14 protein-coding genes are annotated in these 15,998 nt (G+C 74.0%); 5 read left to right on the forward strand and 9 right to left on the reverse strand.

The window, feature by feature from the left end:
• Positions 1 to 58 precede the first annotated feature (58 nt).
• Entirely contained in the window at positions 59 to 937 is an 879-nt protein-coding gene (locus LPA42_RS16235) for a hypothetical protein (protein ID WP_077938013.1), read from the reverse strand.
• Entirely contained in the window at positions 934 to 3,957 is a 3,024-nt protein-coding gene (locus LPA42_RS16240) for an FtsK/SpoIIIE domain-containing protein (RefSeq protein WP_096761657.1), read from the reverse strand. The genes LPA42_RS16235 and LPA42_RS16240 overlap by 4 nt, the downstream gene beginning before the upstream one ends.
• A 206-nt stretch (positions 3,958 to 4,163) precedes the next feature.
• Between LPA42_RS16240 and LPA42_RS16245 the strand changes: the two genes are divergently transcribed.
• Positions 4,164 to 4,727 (forward strand): hypothetical protein, encoded by a 564-nt coding sequence (locus LPA42_RS16245; protein ID WP_077938014.1) that lies wholly within the window; start codon positions 4,164 to 4,166, stop codon positions 4,725 to 4,727.
• 9 nt (positions 4,728 to 4,736) lie between these two features.
• On the opposite strand, the gene LPA42_RS16250 is transcribed toward LPA42_RS16245, so the two are convergent.
• Genes LPA42_RS16250 through LPA42_RS16280 form a run of 7 tightly spaced genes read right to left on the reverse strand, consistent with a single transcriptional unit; the run spans position 4,737 to position 13,219 of the window.
• Entirely contained in the window at positions 4,737 to 5,336 is a 600-nt protein-coding gene (locus LPA42_RS16250) for a hypothetical protein (RefSeq protein ID WP_077938015.1), read from the reverse strand.
• 13 nt (positions 5,337 to 5,349) lie between these two features.
• The gene (locus LPA42_RS16255; RefSeq protein ID WP_077938021.1) at positions 5,350 to 6,489 is read right to left on the reverse strand and encodes a M23 family metallopeptidase; all 1,140 of its coding nucleotides are present in this window, start codon (positions 6,487 to 6,489) and stop codon (positions 5,350 to 5,352) included.
• Between the two features lie 8 nt (positions 6,490 to 6,497).
• Positions 6,498 to 7,055, reverse strand: coding sequence for a hypothetical protein (locus LPA42_RS16260; protein WP_096761658.1), 558 nt, complete (start codon positions 7,053 to 7,055; stop codon positions 6,498 to 6,500).
• A complete protein-coding gene (locus LPA42_RS16265; protein WP_077938017.1) occupies positions 7,052 to 9,004 on the reverse strand; it encodes a DMT family transporter in 1,953 nt (650 codons plus the stop codon). The genes LPA42_RS16260 and LPA42_RS16265 overlap by 4 nt, the downstream gene beginning before the upstream one ends.
• A gap of 1 nt (position 9,005) precedes the next feature.
• On the reverse strand, positions 9,006 to 12,482 hold the full coding sequence (locus LPA42_RS16270) for an ATP-binding protein (protein WP_228986659.1): 3,477 nt from the start codon (positions 12,480 to 12,482) through the stop codon (positions 9,006 to 9,008).
• Between the two features lie 49 nt (positions 12,483 to 12,531).
• Positions 12,532 to 12,894, reverse strand: coding sequence for a hypothetical protein (locus tag LPA42_RS16275; protein ID WP_043965000.1), 363 nt, complete (start codon positions 12,892 to 12,894; stop codon positions 12,532 to 12,534).
• A gap of 10 nt (positions 12,895 to 12,904) precedes the next feature.
• Entirely contained in the window at positions 12,905 to 13,219 is a 315-nt protein-coding gene (locus tag LPA42_RS16280; RefSeq protein WP_077938023.1) for a hypothetical protein, read from the reverse strand.
• A gap of 353 nt (positions 13,220 to 13,572) precedes the next feature.
• On the opposite strand from LPA42_RS16280, the gene folP reads away from it, so the two are divergent.
• From folP to LPA42_RS16300, 4 genes are read left to right on the forward strand one after another with little or no spacing between them, the layout of a single operon-like run.
• Positions 13,573 to 14,493 carry a dihydropteroate synthase gene (folP, locus tag LPA42_RS16285; RefSeq protein WP_077938024.1) on the forward strand — a complete coding sequence of 307 codons (921 nt, stop codon included), beginning with the start codon at positions 13,573 to 13,575 and terminating at the stop codon, positions 14,491 to 14,493.
• Positions 14,490 to 14,888: a dihydroneopterin aldolase gene (folB, locus tag LPA42_RS16290; protein ID WP_077938025.1), complete on the forward strand. Its 399-nt coding sequence runs from the start codon at positions 14,490 to 14,492 to the stop codon at positions 14,886 to 14,888. The genes folP and folB overlap by 4 nt, the downstream gene beginning before the upstream one ends.
• Entirely contained in the window at positions 14,885 to 15,412 is a 528-nt protein-coding gene (gene folK / locus LPA42_RS16295; protein WP_077938026.1) for a 2-amino-4-hydroxy-6-hydroxymethyldihydropteridine diphosphokinase, read from the forward strand. Before folB ends, folK begins: the two co-directional genes overlap by 4 nt.
• Positions 15,413 to 15,431: 19 nt before the next feature.
• A complete protein-coding gene (locus tag LPA42_RS16300; protein ID WP_077938032.1) occupies positions 15,432 to 15,968 on the forward strand; it encodes a DUF3180 domain-containing protein in 537 nt (178 codons plus the stop codon).
• Positions 15,969 to 15,998 lie beyond the last annotated feature (30 nt).

The following is a 15,998-nucleotide window of genomic DNA, read 5'->3' on the forward strand; positions in this document are numbered from 1 at the left end:
TCGCCCCGGCGTCGTCGTACCCGGCCCCTGGCCGCGCGGCCGGTCACAGCCCCGCTGATCAACCGGCCAGCATCGCCAGCACGAGCCCGGCGGTGGTCAGCACAGCCGGGACGAGACACACCAGGACCCCCCACCGGGGCGTCCGGTCCACCGGTCTGCCGGCCGGGGCACCGGCCCGCCCGGCCGGCGCGGAGGGCACGGCACCACCGCCGGCCGGCACGACCGGGTCGCCCGCCGGGCGCACCGGGGCCGCACCGTGCGCCGCTGCCCCACCGACGTTCCGCCCGGCGTGGTGTGCCGCCGCCGTCCCCGAGGTCTCGCCGAAGAGGCGGCCCACGCCGATCCAGCCCACGACGAAGGCGGCCGCAGGCATCGGGAGCCCGCACACCAGGGCCACCACGCTCGCCGGGCCGGGACCCGTCGTCGCGTACAGCAGCACCTGGAGCAGCGGAACGACCAGCGCGAGCGGCCCGTAGACCAGCAGGTTGCGCAGCCGTGGCGGCCACGTCCCCGCACCGGTCCGGCCGCGCCCGGCCAACAGGCCGTCCGCCCCGTCCGCCCACTCCCGCGCCGCGCGCAGGGCCGTCGACACCGCCGTCGGCCCGCCGACCATCTCCCGGGCCGCCTCGCTCAACTCCGGCGGCGACGGCGCCAACACGATCGGGGGTACGCCCAACTCGCGCAGCCGGGACCGCTGCGGCGCCAGCCGCTCGCGTACCCCGGTCAGCTCCTCGCGGGCGGCCTGAACCGCCCGGGCCTGCTCTGTCGCGGCGGTCGCCGCGCCCCGGCGTACCCCGTCGAGCTGGCGGGCGGCGGCGACGTATTCCGTCCACGCCGCGGCGCCGTCGACGGCGGGCACCGGGTCGACGCCGGTCCGTTGTCGGACCGGCCCCGCAGCCGGCGGCGCGGCGATGACGCTGATCGACTCCCGGCTCACTCGCCCTCCCCGTCGTCGGTCCCTGCCGTGGCACGGGCGGCCCCCGTCGGGGTGCCGCCGCCCGTCGGGGTGTCGGCTCTCGTCGCGGTGCCGCCTCCCGGCGTGGTGTCGGCTTCCGTCGTGGTGTCGGCTTCCGGCGGGGGGCCCGTCGACGGCGGAGCGTCACCGCCCGGACCGGCGAACGGCACCAGCAGGACGCCCCGCTCGTCCGGGCCGTCCCAGAGCATCGCCCGGCCAGGCCGGGGACGCCACTGCACCGGATGCCCGAACAGCGCCGCGAGCTGGGCTCCCGGCACATCCACCGCGACCACGGCGGCCAGCTTGTCGAGATCGTCCTCGGCCCGGGCCACCGCCGTGAACGGCGGCACCGTGCGCCACCAGCCGAGCAGATGCCGGCCGGCGGGCGGGCCGTCCCGCAGCAGGACCCGCAGCCGGTCCGCCAGCAGCTCGTGAACGGCGGCCGGGTCGGCCGGCCGATCGCGCGGGTCAGGCCCGTTCGCCGGCCGCTCGTTGGCGGCGCGCCGGTCCGTCGGCCGCCCCTGCGACGCAGGCCCGTCAGCCGGTCGCTCCTGCGAGGCGACCCTGTCCAACCCGAAGACCACCAGGTAGCCGGGTTCCTCGGCGGCGACGGCGTCGAGCAGGCCCGGCAGGTCGACACGCTCCACCCGGTGCTGGCCGGCGAGGTCCGCCGCGAGGGCGTCCGCCACCAGTGCCGCCTCGGCGGCGAGTGCGGCCACCACGAACCGTCCCGTGCCCGGTGGGTGGTGCGCCGCGACACTACGGGCCGCGGTGGCCAACAGAGCGACCGCCTCCGCCCCCGGACCGAGGACGGCCAGGTTACGGCCGGCACCCGAACCCAGCGGCACCATGACCGTCGACCGGGACAGATCCACCGCCCGGCCCAGCAGGGCTACCGGCCCCCGCGCCCGCCCCGCGAAGGCCGCCCGGTAGTGCGGATCGTTACGCAACGACGGGCGCGCCCAACCGGCGAAGACGACCGGCGGAGCCGACCGCTCCGGACGGGCCGCCCAGAGCCTGCGCCGCAGCTCCCCGATCGTCTCCGGAGCCTCGTGCGGGTCGGGGAAGCGGACCATCCGCTCGTGTCCCCGGGTGGCACCCCGGGGACCGCCCAGGCCGCCCGCAGTGTTCACCACCGCACTGCCCACCGGCAGCCCGGCCGCGGCGTCGTTGCTCGGCTCCAGCACCGGACCGCCGCCGGCCAGCGCCACCCGCACCGGGAACTGCCCGAGCATCGAGTCGCGGGTCGTCGGCCCGCCGGCGATCCCGAGATCACCCTCCCCGGCCAGGACCAGGTGCACGCCGTACGCCCGACCGGAGCGGGCCAGGGCGTCCAGCCGGGCGACCGCGTCAGTGGCCAGCCGGTCCCGCTCGGCCAACAGGAGCGGAAGATTGTCGATCACGCAGACCACCCGGGGCAGGGCCTGATGCTCACGCAGGCCGGCGAACCGCTGCCCACCGGCGCGCTGGCCGGCCTCCTCCCGGCGACGGGCCTCCGCCGTCAGCTCGTCGAGGAGGTCCAGCACGTACTCCCGGTCGGCGGCCATCCCCGCCGACCGCACCTGCGGCACCCAGGACCGGTCCCGCTCGGTCTGCAGGAACTCCGCGAACGACTCGCCGTCACCCAGGTCGGCCAGGTGCAGGACCAACTCGTCCGGGCCGTACCGGGCGGAGAGGCCGAGCAGCACGTTGCTGAGGAACGCGGCACGATCCGCCCCGGACCGTCCGCTGACCAGCCAGTGCGGGGTCAGTTCGGTGAACCCCACGGTCACCGGACGGCCACCCGCGTCGCCGACCGTGGTGGAGACGCCCTCCGCGGAGCCCACCGCCCACAGTGGCGCGGTCGGGTCGGGCAGCAGGTCGGCCAGGCTGAGCCGGGAACCGGCCTCGATCTCCGCGGCCAGCCGTCGGCACACGGCGTCGACCAGCTCCGACGGCGGATCGTCGTCGACGAAGACGGGGGAGTTCAGCCCGCCGGGTGGCTCCGCCCCCGGACCCGCCAGGGAACCACCCGGCGGGTCGCCCAGCAGCGCGTACGCGTTGCGCATGGCCAGCGGGGTGGCCTGCGGCAGGGGAGCCCGGGTCGCGTACGGGCCGGCCGGTGGCCAGCCGGCCACGATCAGGTGCAGGCCGGCAGCCCGACCCCGCGCCGCCAGCGCCTCGACCCGATCCAGATCGGCCGGATCCGTCGCCTCCGGCCACCCGGCCACGACCAGCAGCAGCGTACGGTCGTGCCGGCGCGGCCGGCCACTGCCCGGCGACACCCACTGCTCCGCCTCGGTGAGCACGGCCCGCAGCCCGGCGACGTCCGTGGCCGGCGGGGGCAGCAGGCCGGCGTCCGCGAGCCCGGCGAACGGGGCGAACGTGCCATCCGGTGGTGCAGCCCGTCCGGTGCCGGTGCAGCTGGTGTCGGTGGTCGTGGCCGGGCTCGCGCCTGCGTTCGTGGTCGTGGCCGTGCGTGCGGCGGTGGCGGTGCTCGGTCCTGCGCCGGGCACAGTGTCCGTTCGCGCGCCGGTCGCGGTGCCGACGGTGGTGGTGCTGATGCTTGCGGCGCCGGTCCCGTCGACGACGCGGACCAGCAGGCAACCGGCGGGCGTCGCCGCCAGCAGGCGCAGCAGCACGGCCCGGAGCAGCCCCGCCACTCGTGGATCCCGGGCGTCGCTGTCGATCGTCAGATGGCCGGTGCCGAGCAGCGGCACGAGGGCGGGGAAGCGTGCGTCGTCCAGCGGCGCCGCCATGCCCACCCGGACGAACGGCGGTGGACCCTCGCCCGAAAGGGCCGCCACGGTGAGCGTCTCCAGTGACGCCCCCGCCCAGCCCGGTGCGAGCAGAGCCGCCGTGGACCGCAGCCGGTCCGCCAACTCGTACTGCCGGCGCTGGTCGGCCGGCGCGGGCCGGATCTCGTCGAGGATGGCGGCCGCCGCGGCGGCCGTCGCCTCCGCCCTGCGGTGCAGGGCAGCGGCGCGGTTGGTGCGTATCCTCGGACCGAACACCGCGTCCACCCCCTCGTCCCGAGGTTGGGAACCCCTCCCCGAGCAGTGACGGTATCCCAGGTCCCGCCCGTCCTCAGGGATGCGGCACGGCGGGTGCGCCGGAGATGTCCGTGACCGGTCGGATTCTCACCGCTGGGGGTCGTCCTGTCACGATCCGCTGCATCCTGGGCATTGGGTACGAGGCGTCCAGCCGATAGCCTCAAGGGGTGGAATCAGTGCAGCCCCCCGCCGGTTCCCAGGTCTCCCGCGTACCGGCGCAGCGGACCCCGCCGGAGCAGTTGGTGCCCCCGTCGGGGACACCGACGCCAGCACGTCGGCCGGGGCGGGTGCGGACCATCATCACGGTGGTGGCCGGGGTGCTCGGGTTGCTGCTCGTCGGCGGCGGTATCACCGCCTTCGTGCTGTATGACCGCGCGACCAGACCGGATCGCAGCGCCCCGGACGTGGTGGTCGACAACTATCTGCGTGCGTTCCTTGTCGACCGCAACGACATCAAGGCCGACCAGTTCACCTGCTCAGAAAGCCTGCCGGAGCTGGAGGAACTCAGCAGACTTCGCGACGATCTGGTCGCCCGTGAGGACCGGTTCTCCACCACGATTTCCGTGAGCTGGGGCAGGCTGGACCTTCAGGAACAGGGGGAGGGGGTGACTGTTCGAGTTGATCTGATCATCTCTGCTTATGTCGACGGCGTCTCACAGAGCGACCGCCAGTCGTGGCAGTTCGATGTTAGAAAGACCGGTGATGAGTGGCGGGTATGTGGCGGCACCGCTGCGGCCTGAACTCCCTCACTACTCGATCCAGAGGAGATGGACCGGCACCTCCAAGGTGGTGGGCGGCTGACCTCGCCAGGCCCAGCGATACCACTCCAGTTCCGGCGTGACCCGAACGCAGATGTCCCCCTCGCCCCCCGAGTAGGTCTCGGTCACCGCGCGGAGGTCCCGCTGCTCACCGGAATCGGCTACGTGCACGACCCGGCGTCCCGTGACGGCGCCGGCCTCGAAGACGGGAGTCGGCGCCCGATGGGTCGGCGCGTCCAGGGAGACCAGGTTGACGCTGGAGACCCCGACCGGCGGGACGCTCGGCCGGTTTCCCAGGGTTTCCACCCACACCCGTTCGACCGGCACCAGCGGGGCAAAGACCTCGACCTGCTCGGACTCCGCGCGGTACCACTCCTGCTCGGGAATGACCGGCACGTAGGTCCGGCTGTTCTGCACCACGCGTTCGTCGGCGCGCAGGTCGCCGCGCCAGCCGAGACCAGGCAGCCCGACCAGCACCCGCCGTCCCCGCAGGTCGACCCGTCCGGTCGCGGGCACGATCTCGACCGGCCTGGGTGGCTGGGGCGCCCAGTCAGGCTGGTCGGCGAAGGGGTCGGGAAGTGGCCCGGTCATGCGTACCGGAGCCCTACGCCTTGCCGTTCAGCGGCGCGCCCCGGTCCCGCATGAAGGGCACCGGGTTTACGGCACCACGACTGGACCGGTCCCCGTCGAGGTGTACCTCGAAGTGCAGGTGCGGGCCGGACGAGTTTCCGCTGCTCCCGACCTCACCGATCACCTCGCCGGCCTTGACCAGTTGGCCGGGGACCACCCGAGGCTTGACGATCATGTGGCAGTACCGGGTCACGTAGCCGCCGGCGTGCAGCACGTCGACGAACCAGCCACACCCACCCTTGCCCGGATAGCCGTCCACATCGCAGCTCAGCTGGCCGTTGTTGGCAGGGTCGCAGCGGGCGACCAGCACCCGGCCCGTTGCCGCCACGCGGATCAGGGTGCGCTTCGGCGCAGCGATGTCCACCCCGTTGTGTCGGGGGCGACTGGCCGTCCGGAATCCGGAGCCGACGCCCCCCGGAATCGGCGCCGTCCAACCCGAGGCGGCGATCTGGCCGCGGGAGGCGGCATTACAGATGCTGCGCTGAGCCACCTGCACCGTGCGGGCCGCCCCGCCGGCGAGCGCGTCGACGATCTTGCTGGCCAGTTCCTCGTGCTTCGCGTAGGCGTCGGGGAACGCGCTCACCTGCACCCGTTGCGCGGCCCGGGTCAGCGAGAGCTGCTCCCATCCCGGGACCTTCACCAGCTTCTCGTAGAACTTGCGTGACGAGTAGGACGGATCCTGCAACTGCTCGGGAGACCCCCAGCCCTGGCTGGGACGCTGCTGGAACAGACCCACCGAGTCGTGGTCGTTGCGGCTGCCCAGGTGGGGAAGATTACGTAGGCCGGACTCCTGCATGGCGGTCGCGACGGCGATCACCCACCCGCGGGGCGGGACCTTCATGTCCGAGCCGACCTTGATGATGACCGCGGCGTTGCGGATCTGGCTCTCCCCGTACTGTGCGAAGCGAGGCATCTTGCCGGAGACCTTGACCTGGTGGGACGAGCCGCAGGCGGACTGGGTCTCTGGGGAGAGATCGTCGCTGCCGCCGCTCAGTTCGGTGAGGAAGAAGGCCGCGGTCCCTCCGGTGCAACAGAGCAGCGCGAGCGTGGCGGTCAGTGCTACGGCCAGCGCGCCGAGCCGCAGCTTACGCCGCGGGCTGTTGCCGTCTCCCATGTGCTCGCTCATGTCCGCTCCCAGTCCACGGCGTCGACCAGCCACTGCCCCTCGGGGGCCACCAGTTCCAGGCGTAGCCGCCCGGTGTCGAGCGGAACCAACACCTCGACGAAGCGTTCCGTCCGCGGGCGGAGGCTCGCTTCGCCGGCCGTTCGTTCCGCCGGAACACCCGCCGGATCGGCGCCCGAGAGCTTCTCGGTGAGCTCCGGGGTGGAGAGCGGGCGCAGGGCCTCGTGCCACTCGTCCGCGCTGTTCCCGCGGCCACCGAGCCACGCGGCGACGAACCGGTCCGCGATCTGCTCGGGGGTCGGTGCGCCGGGGCGGGTCACCGGCGTCGGGGGCGCGGTGCCGCCGAGTACGCCGTCGTCACCTGAGGTCGGGTCGACGGTGGTGATCGGCTGCCGGGGCCGATTGCTCAGCCCTGCCGCCGGGTCCCCCGGACCGGACACCAGCCGGGCGGCACCGATCACGCCGAAGACCAGAGTCCCGATGGCCAGCGCGATGCCCAAGCGGGACCGCAACACCCGAGTGAAGAGATACTCCACCGCTCGTCGCATGGCCCTCACCGCGCTTCGGTGCGGATCCGCGGTGCGGAAGGCCGGGGCGTGGCCGGCTCGGCGCCGCCGGGCCGGTAGATGACGAAGGACGGGTTCTCCGCCGGAACGTCCGGCTCGGTCCAGGTCGAAGGCTGGCGGCGTCGTGGCCGGGGCGCGGCGGGCCGCGCGGGGCTGCGCTGTTCCGGCACGGTGGCCTCGTCGGGACGTTCGCGTCCGTCGGGCCGCTGCCGCTCCGCGGCGTTCGCGTTGCCGACGGCGGCGTGGCTCGGGTCCTCGTGCCGGGCCTCGGGCCGCAGAGTCGTCCGCTCGACCGTCGCGCCGCGCTTCCGGGCCAGGGCCGGCTCGTTCGTGCCACCAGGCTCGGCCACGTCGAGCCTCGCAGCGGTGCGCATGTCCCGGAAGAACCGTCGGTGCCACGATCCCGCCGAGCTGACGGCCTCGCTGCTGTCCTTGCCGCCGAGTTGGGTGATCCGCCGGTACGGCCGCAGCAGCAGCCAACCGACCACCCCGCAGAGCCAGACGAGCACCACCTGGAGCCAGCCCGCCAGGGTCGCCGTGCTCATGATCAGGTCCACGGCGAAGAGGTAGATGGCGGCTCCGGTGCCGAAGATGGCGATGTTGAACACGGCGGCGACGACGGCGTTGGCCAGCCGGCGCAGCCCGGCGCTCGCCGGGCGCATCAGCCCGATCGTGCCGAGGATCGGCGCCGCGATCACCGCCCACCGGAAGATGAGGAAGCCCAGCAGCACCAGCAGCGACGCGGTGAGGTCGAACATCGCGAAGAGCAGCGCGGCGAGCACGGCGATGAAGCCGGAGCCGACCCGGTCCATGTCCCGAAGGCCCTGGAGGTACTCGTACGCCTCCCGGTCCTCGTTCTTGATCTGCTCCGCGACCCGGGCCCACTGCTGCTGCTTGGCGGAGATGGTCGTGTCCCGGGTCGCCGGATTGGCCCGGATCTTCTCCGTCTCCTCCCAGGACAGCGACTTGGCGTCGTAGAGCGCTGGCCCGTACTTCTTGGCGGTCTCGCTGTCGGCCGACCCGAGCACCCCGCGCAGCCAGTTGCGGTAAAGCATGGACTCGGTCGCGGTGTCACTGGCCCGCACGGCGGGAGGGCGCTTGTCGATGCAGGCATCCGGGTTGGGCAGGGCGCACTTTTCAGGCGGTGTGTCCCGGGTCGCCGGCCCGACGGCGTCGTGGACCACGCCGAGGGTGGTGACGAGGGTGCCGTCGGCGATGTTCGCGGACTTCACGGGCCACGCGGCGAGGGCGGTCACCGCCACCATCACCAGCAGGGCCCAGCCGGCGGTGGTCATGGCGTTGCTCATGTCGGACTGGCGGGACCGCCAGAGCAGGTAGAGCCCCACCACGCAGAGCGTGATGATGCCGAAGACGCTGAACACCTTCTGGTAGACGGCCTTGGTGGCCTGCTCCACCAGGGGGTCGGCCCAGGCCCACATCGACCGGGGATCCCAGGCCCGCTCCCGCAGCGCGTTCGAGCCGCCGATGATCGCGGTGGCGATCATGAACTCGCCGTTCGCCACCGTGGTGGTGAACTTGTAGTCCGGATGGATCACCGCGGAGGCGCAACCGCCGGGCAGGTCGTAGGTCGGGAAGCTGTATCCGGCGTATCCGTAGTCGCTGTAGAGACCCTTGGGGCCGGGCAGCTTGGCGGAGTCGGGGCGGGAGGCGAACCAGCCGGCGAGGCCCGAGTCGGGTGCGGAGGGGACCGGGGCGTTGCGGCATTCCACCTGGTCCTTGCTGACCGCGCCCAGCTTGTCGACGCAGGTGCGGAAGTCCGCCTGCCATTCCTGGGTGCTGCACAGGTCAGCCTTGGCCTGCGCGGTCGGCAGGGCGGCGTACGCGGCGTCGCCGCCCACGACCGGCCAGGAGACCGTGGCGCCGGCGAGTACGCCGAGCGCGAGCAGGAACGCCGCTATTCGGGCCCGGCCCCTCGCCATGTCACGCCTCCAGGTCCGCGATGGTCGGCAGTTGGCCCGCTGCCGCGGCGACCGCGGCGGGGGTGGTGTCCAGGTGGTCCAGCAGCCCGTCGACGTACGACACGTCCACCCGGACCTTCTGCACCCGCCCGTCGACGTCGCGCATGACGAACTCGCGGAAGCCGAGCCGGGTGGCGGAGGTGGCGTCCGCTGTGGACAGGGAGGCCAGTGTCGCCTCGTACCCGTCGTTGACGGGGACGCGGAGCAGCCGCAGCGCCTCGGAGGCGATCTCGGTGTCCTCGGCGATGCGGCCGACGAACACGGTGGAGACGAGGTTCTGCACGTCGAGGCCGAGGATGTCGCGCGGGTTCTGCGATGCCACCAGCGCGGCGAGGTTCCATTTGCGGGAGTCGCGGGCGAGGCGCACGAGGAACGACCGGCCGGAGCGCCAGCCCTCCATGAAGTGCGCCTCGTCCAGGCCGACCAGCTTCCTGGAGGACATCGACCCGCCGTAGCAGCGCCGCACCGCGAGCCGGTGGGCGGTGTGCAGCATGGGCAGCGCGAGCGCCTCCTCGGCCGACCAGTACTCGCGTTCGATCTTGAGGTCGGGCAATCGCAGCCCGGCCATGGTGATCACGGTCAGTGCCGCGTCGGCGCCGAGCAGCCCCTCCGGCGGGCGGCCGAAGAAGAGCATGGCCAGCGGCATCTCGGCGGTGTCGAGCAGCAGGTTCGCCAGTTCCTTGCCGGCGTCGTCGTCGAGTTGACCGAGGCAGGCGACCACGTCGTCCAGCGTGGACGTCTCCTCGGCCGGCACCTGCCGGACCGCGTGCCGGAACAGGGTGGCGGTGGACGCCTCGCGGGCCACCTGCGGCGGCACGAGCATCATGCAGATGTCCTGCACCAGCATGCGCCGCTCGGCGCGGGCGTTGGAGACCGCGATCTCGAACTCCCGGTCGCCGGCCGCACCGGCGCTGAACTCGCTGCGCAGCGGCGTCGGGATGAGCGCGTACGGCGCCAGCGTCCCCTGCTCGGACCCGGTGAGGTTGAGCACCCGCGAGTATGGCCGCAGCTCCGGCATGCTGCACAGCCGGGCCAGCGGGCCGGACGGGTCGAGCAGGGTCACCTGCACCCCGCGCCGGGCGGCCAGGTAGCCCAGTGCGCCGAGCAGGGTCGACTTGCCGCCGCCGGGCTCGGCGACGAAGACCGCGAGCCCGGAGCGTTCCCGCACCTCCATCGGGAAGTGCAGGTCGAGGAAGACCGGCCGGCGGCAGGTGCCGGCGGTACGCCCGATCAGGTCGCCCCGCCGGTCGCCGACGGTGGACGCGGCCTGCGGCAGCGCGGCGGCGAGCAGGTTGACCGGCATCCGCCGGACGTAGCCGGTGTTGGCGATCGGCTCGCCGGGGATGAACTCGCGGGCCAGCCAGTCCTGGTTCTTCGGGTGCTGCAACGACACGCGCAGTTCCCGGGAGTAGAGCTGGATCAGCCGGCGGGCCCGCTCCAGGCACTCCTCGCGGGTGCGGCCGCCGACGGCGATGCGGTGCCAGCCGTGGGCCCGGGCGGAGTCGACCGGCAGACCGGTGGTCATCTCGTCGCCGATGACCAGCGCCCGCTTGGCCAGCCGCTCCAGCTCGGGCGGGGCGTCGATGCCGTGCTCGGCGTAGTCGAGCTGCTGGGAGCGGATCATCCGCAGCCGGTGTTCGAGGTTGCGGAAGGAGTCACCGGAGCCGAGGATGTCGACCCGGGTGGAGATCTCCATCGGCCAGGGCAGCCGCTCGTGGAAGTGCAGCCAGGGCTCGTGCCGCTCGGGAATCTCCAGCGGCTCCATCCGACCGACGGCGAGCACGGCCACGTGCCGCTCCTCGCCGGTCATCCGGTTGACCAGCTTGACCGTCGACCCGTACGGGGTGCGGTACCGCTCCACCTGCTCGGTGAGGGCGAGCAGGTCGCCGCGTTCCCACCGGCCGTTGGTGACGGGGGAGAGGGCCCCGGGCGGGGCCATGCAGAGCGCCACCGAGCGGTAGAGCAGCCACTCCAGCTCCTGGGCCGTGACCCGCCTGCCGCGCATGCCGAACGCCCCCAGCACCTCGTCGAACTGCTCGACGGTGCGGCCGAGCTTGCGGCGTTCGCCCTCGGCGACGCCGCGGCCGAAGGTGCGCAGGAGCCGTTCGGTGAGCGAGTCGCCGAGGGAGCGCCGGGCGAAGGTCACCCCGAGATACGTCTGCCCCTCGGCGTGGTTGACGGACAGCAGGTGCCGCTGGGCGGCCACCAGGTGGTCGCCCCAGCCGGTGGTGCCCGGCACGTCCGGCAGCGGGGATGCGGTGTGCGCGTCGATGGTGCGGGCCCACTCGTCGGCCGGGAACGGGCGGGTGGTGCGGCGCAGGTGCAGCCGGAAGCCGGCGAGGCCGGCGTACTGCTCCGAGATCGCGGCGAGCAGGGCCTCCCGCTCGGCGTCGGGCCGGAACGCCCAGCGCACCTCGGGCAGCCAATACCACGCCGTGACGGTGTTGGGGGTGAAGGTCAGGTGGCCGGCGATCTCGGTGATGGCCAGCTCGACCGACGGGTCACGGTCCCCGAACTTGATCTTCGGCGGCTTCACCTGCCGCGCGGAGCGGGCGGGCTTCGCGGGCTTGGCCGGCTTGGCGGGTTTGCCGGCCCGCTCCCGCCGCTCGGCTGTCCGCTGCCGGGGTGCCGTCACCTCGCGGCCGGCCGGGGGTGGCGCCGGCTCCGCCGCCGGGCGTGCCGGTCGATCCGGCTCCCGGCCCCGGGGCGGGGCCTCGGCGTTGCGCTGGGGCGACGAGACGGAACCGCGCTGCGGGGCCGGCGTGGCGCCGCGCTGCGGGGCGTGCCCGGCCTCCCGCCGTGCCGACGCCTCGGCGTCCCGCTGCGGGGACCGCTCGGGCTCCCGGCGCACGGGCGGCTCGGGGTCCTGCCAGCCGTACGTCTCGTCGTCGGGGTCGGTGGGCGGGGCGACCGCGACCGGGGGCGGCGGCAGGTCGGGCGCGGGCACCGGTCGCGCCGCCGGCAGCCGCTCGACGTGCTGCTGGGGGACCCGGGGCCGGCCGTGCGGCGTGGGGGCGGCGAGGGGCCGTTCGGCGGGGGCCGGCGGGATCTCGGCCCGCGCGGGCGGGGCCGCGACGGCCGGCGGCTGGTGCGGGATCGGGGGGTGCTCGCGGGCCGTGGGTCGGGGCGGCGCGGGCAGCGCAGGCCGGGGCACCGGGTGGGCGCCGCCGAAGAGGTCGAGGAACGGCGAGTCGATGTCGGCACTGTCGGCGACCATCGGCGGGCTCGGCTCGGGGCCGGCCGGCGCGGGACGCCCGGGCGTGGGTCGGGGTGCCTGGAAGACGCCGACGCGGCCGTGGCCGGGGGTGGTGGCCAGGGCGGGGTCGAGGGCGACCTCGTCCAGATCCTCGTCCGGAGGGTAGTCGAACGAGCGCGCACGGTTACCGTGCGTGGCCGCGTGACGTCCTGCCGGGGAACCCGGCGTGGAAGAGCGACTCATGCCACCGCCTCATCCGCGTGCTGCTTCGGCCCGATCGGCGTACGCCCGGTCATGCCAGTTCCTCCCGGATCCTGATCCGGCTCGCCACCAGGCGCGGGTCGCGCTGCTCGGCGGCCGACTCCCGGGTGCGCCGCCAGTCGGTCAGCGCGGTGCGGATCACCATGCGCGCGGGCCGGTCGGGGTCGACGTACCGGAAGATGAACGAGGTGCTCACGATGGCGAGCGCGATCTCCCAGGCGGGAAAGAGCTCGACCTGCAACGTGAACAGCCAGTGGATGAACATGTAGAGGGGTACGAGCAGCATGAACACGCCGTACTGGGCGTACGGCAGGTGGACGGGCAGGGTATAGCCGGGCGGCCCGAGGTAGACCAGGCGGGCCCGGTAGATGTCGTCGTCGGTGCGCAGCCGCATCTGCCCGCGCCTATTCGAAGATCAGGTCGATCAGGTAATCACCGACGAAGAAGAGTGTGGCCGCTCCGGCGATGAAGGCCAGCCCGACGATCGCGATGGCGGAGCTGGTCAGGACCTTGGAGATCTCGCCGCGGCTGGCCCGGCCGATGAAGATGACGCCGAGCACGGCCAGCAGGATCGGCGCGATCTTGCTGGCGAAGAACGTGACGACGCCGTTGGTGTCGATGCCCTTGGGTGCCGGCTCGGCGAGTGGAGTCGACGCCAGGGTGTGGAGCGCGTGGGTGACGCCGGACGACGTCGCCTCCATGAGCTCGATGGCGATCACTGGAACCTCCCCTGTTGCGGCCGGCGGAGCCGCGGCGGTGCGGTGGTCAAGCCTGGCGGGATGGTGCTCACTCTGCGCAGTGTCGGCGACCCTGCGTTCGTCACCCACCACGCGGAGTAGTGAGCTTTGGGGGGATTTTTCCCGCTTCGGCCCTCCCTCCAGGCTTCGCCGTCTCGCTGCTGGGCAATTCCAAAGGGTACGGGCCGCCCCCCTTTGCGACAAGCCGCGAAGAGTCGGCCCGGAACGACCCGGACGACCGATCGTACACTCGTTCTAATTGGCATGTCAGGGGTGTCGCGGGCGGGGTGCACCGGGCTGCCGGAGCCCGCCGCCACGACCGGTACCGTGCAGTCGTGACCGATCTGGTACGGACTCGGACCCCGGTGGTGATGGGCGTCCTCAACGTCACGCCCGACTCCTTCTCGGACGGCGGCCGATACGCCGATCTCGACGCCGCCGTCGCACACGGGGTGCGACTGAAGGGGGAGGGCGCGCACCTGGTCGACGTCGGCGGCGAGTCCACCCGTCCGGGGGCCGACCGGGTGGACGCCGCCACCGAGGCAGCCCGGGTGCTGCCGGTGGTCCGGGAACTCGCCGCCAACGGCGTCGCGGTCAGCATCGACACCAGCCGGGCCCGGGTGGCCGAGGCCGCCCTCGCGGCCGGGGCGGCGGTGGTCAACGACGTGTCCGGCGGCCTGGCCGACCCGGACATGGCCCGGGTGGTCCGCGACGCCGGCTGCCCCTGGGTGCTCATGCACTGGCGCGGGCACTCGCGCGGCATGAGTGCGCTGGCCCACTACACCGACGTGGTGACCGACGTGCGGGCCGAGCTGGCCGAGCGGGTCGACGCGGCCCTGGCCGCCGGGGTGGCCGCCGACCGCATCGTCATCGATCCCGGGCTCGGCTTCGCCAAGACCGCCGAGCACAACTGGCAGCTCACCGCCCGCCTGCCCGAGCTGCTGGAGCTCGGCCTCCCGCTGCTGTTCGGGGCGAGCCGCAAGTCGTACCTGGGCCGGCTGCTCGCCGCCGCCGACGGCACCCCCCGGCCGACCGCCGGCCGGGAGACCGCCACCGCCGCGACCAGCCTGCTCGCGGTCGCGGCCGGGGCCTGGGGGGTACGCGTGCACGACGTGCTCGGCACCGTCGACGCCCTGGCGGTCTGGCGGGCCAGCGGCAGTCCGCGCCTCGCGGCCGCCCGCGAGGGTGGGCGGGCGGCCGGTGGGGGCCAGCGGGCGACGGCAGGAGTCGGAAGTCCGACGGAGGGGGAACGGTGACCGACCGGATCACGCTGACGGGCCTACGGGCGCACGGCCGGCACGGCGTCTACGACTTCGAGCGGGAGCGGGGGCAGGAGTTCGTCGTCGACGCCGTCCTCGAACTCGACCTCGCGCCCGCCGCCCGTTCCGACGAGGTGACCGACACGGTGCACTACGGGGAGCTGGCCGACCGGCTGGTCGCGGTGCTGACCGGCGAGCCGGTGAACCTGATCGAGACGCTCGCCGACCGGCTGCTCGCGATCTGCCTGGCCGACGACCGGGTGACGCGCGCGACGGTGACCGTGCACAAGCCGGAGGCGCCCGTGCCGCACGCCTTCACCGACGTCGCCGTCACCATGTCCAGGACGCGGACCGACCCCCCACCGGCCGGACCCGACGGGGGCGTCGCGTGACCCGCGCCCTGCTCTCCCTCGGCAGCAACCTCGGCGACCGGGCGGCCCACCTGCGCTCGGCGGTCGACTCCCTCGGCGAGGCGGTGCTGCTGGTCTCGGGCGTCTACGAGACCCCGCCGTGGGGCGACGCGGACCAGCCCGCGTACCTCAACGCGGTGGTGCTGGCCGAGGACCCGGCGGCGGCCCCCCGGGACTGGCTGGCGCGGGCCCGGGCCGCCGAGCGGCGCGCCGGCCGCGAGCGCGACCCGGCGCGCCGCTTCGGCCCCCGCACCCTCGACGTCGACGTCGTCGCCGTCTGGGACGACACCGGCGAGCCGGTGGTCAGCGACGACCCGGAGCTGACCCTCCCGCACCCCCGGGCCCACCTGCGGGCGTTCGTGCTCCGGCCGTGGATCGACATCCAGCCGTACGGGCGGCTGCCTGGGCACGGCTGGCTGACCGACCTGCTCAACGCCGAACCGGTGGCCGGCGACGCCCTGGAACTGAGCCCCCGACCGGATCTGGCGTTAGAGTCGTCGGCATGAGCCAGTGGAGCCGGCCGGCATGACCCAGGCGCAGTCCCGACCGCCGGGCGGGCCGGACCCCGACCGCTCCAGGATGGGCCCCACCCGGATCTCCACCCTGGTCGTCGCCGGCCTGGCCGCCGCGGCGGTGGCCTGGCTGCTGATCAGCACCCTCTACGGCGGCTTCCCGCGGCTGCCCTGGCTGCCGGTGGTCACGCTGGCCGCGTTGGCGGTGCTGGAGGCGTACGCGGCGGTCAACACCCGCAGCCGGATCGAGCGCCGGCCGGGGCGCGACCCGGTCAATCCGCTGCTGGTGGCCCGGTTCGTGGTGCTGGCGAAGGCGTCCGCCCTGGCCGGGGCGATCTTCGCCGGCTGGTGCGCCGGGCTGACCGGGTGGCTCTTCGTCGAGCCCACCCGGGCCGCCGCAGAGGACCGCCCGGCCGCCGGTGCCGGCCTGCTCGCGGCACTCGCCCTGGTGGCCGCCGCGCTGTGGCTGGAGCGGTCCTGCCGGGTGCCGGAGCGGCCCGAGGACGAGCGTGACGCCGACCGGCGGGAGGGCGGCCCGGGTCAGCGCTGAACACGGGGGGTTACGCCCGGAGCGGCGCGC

Origin of the sequence: Micromonospora sp. DH13 (assembly GCF_020873825.1) — a bacterium.
GTDB classification, from domain to species: domain Bacteria; phylum Actinomycetota; class Actinomycetes; order Mycobacteriales; family Micromonosporaceae; genus Micromonospora; species Micromonospora haikouensis.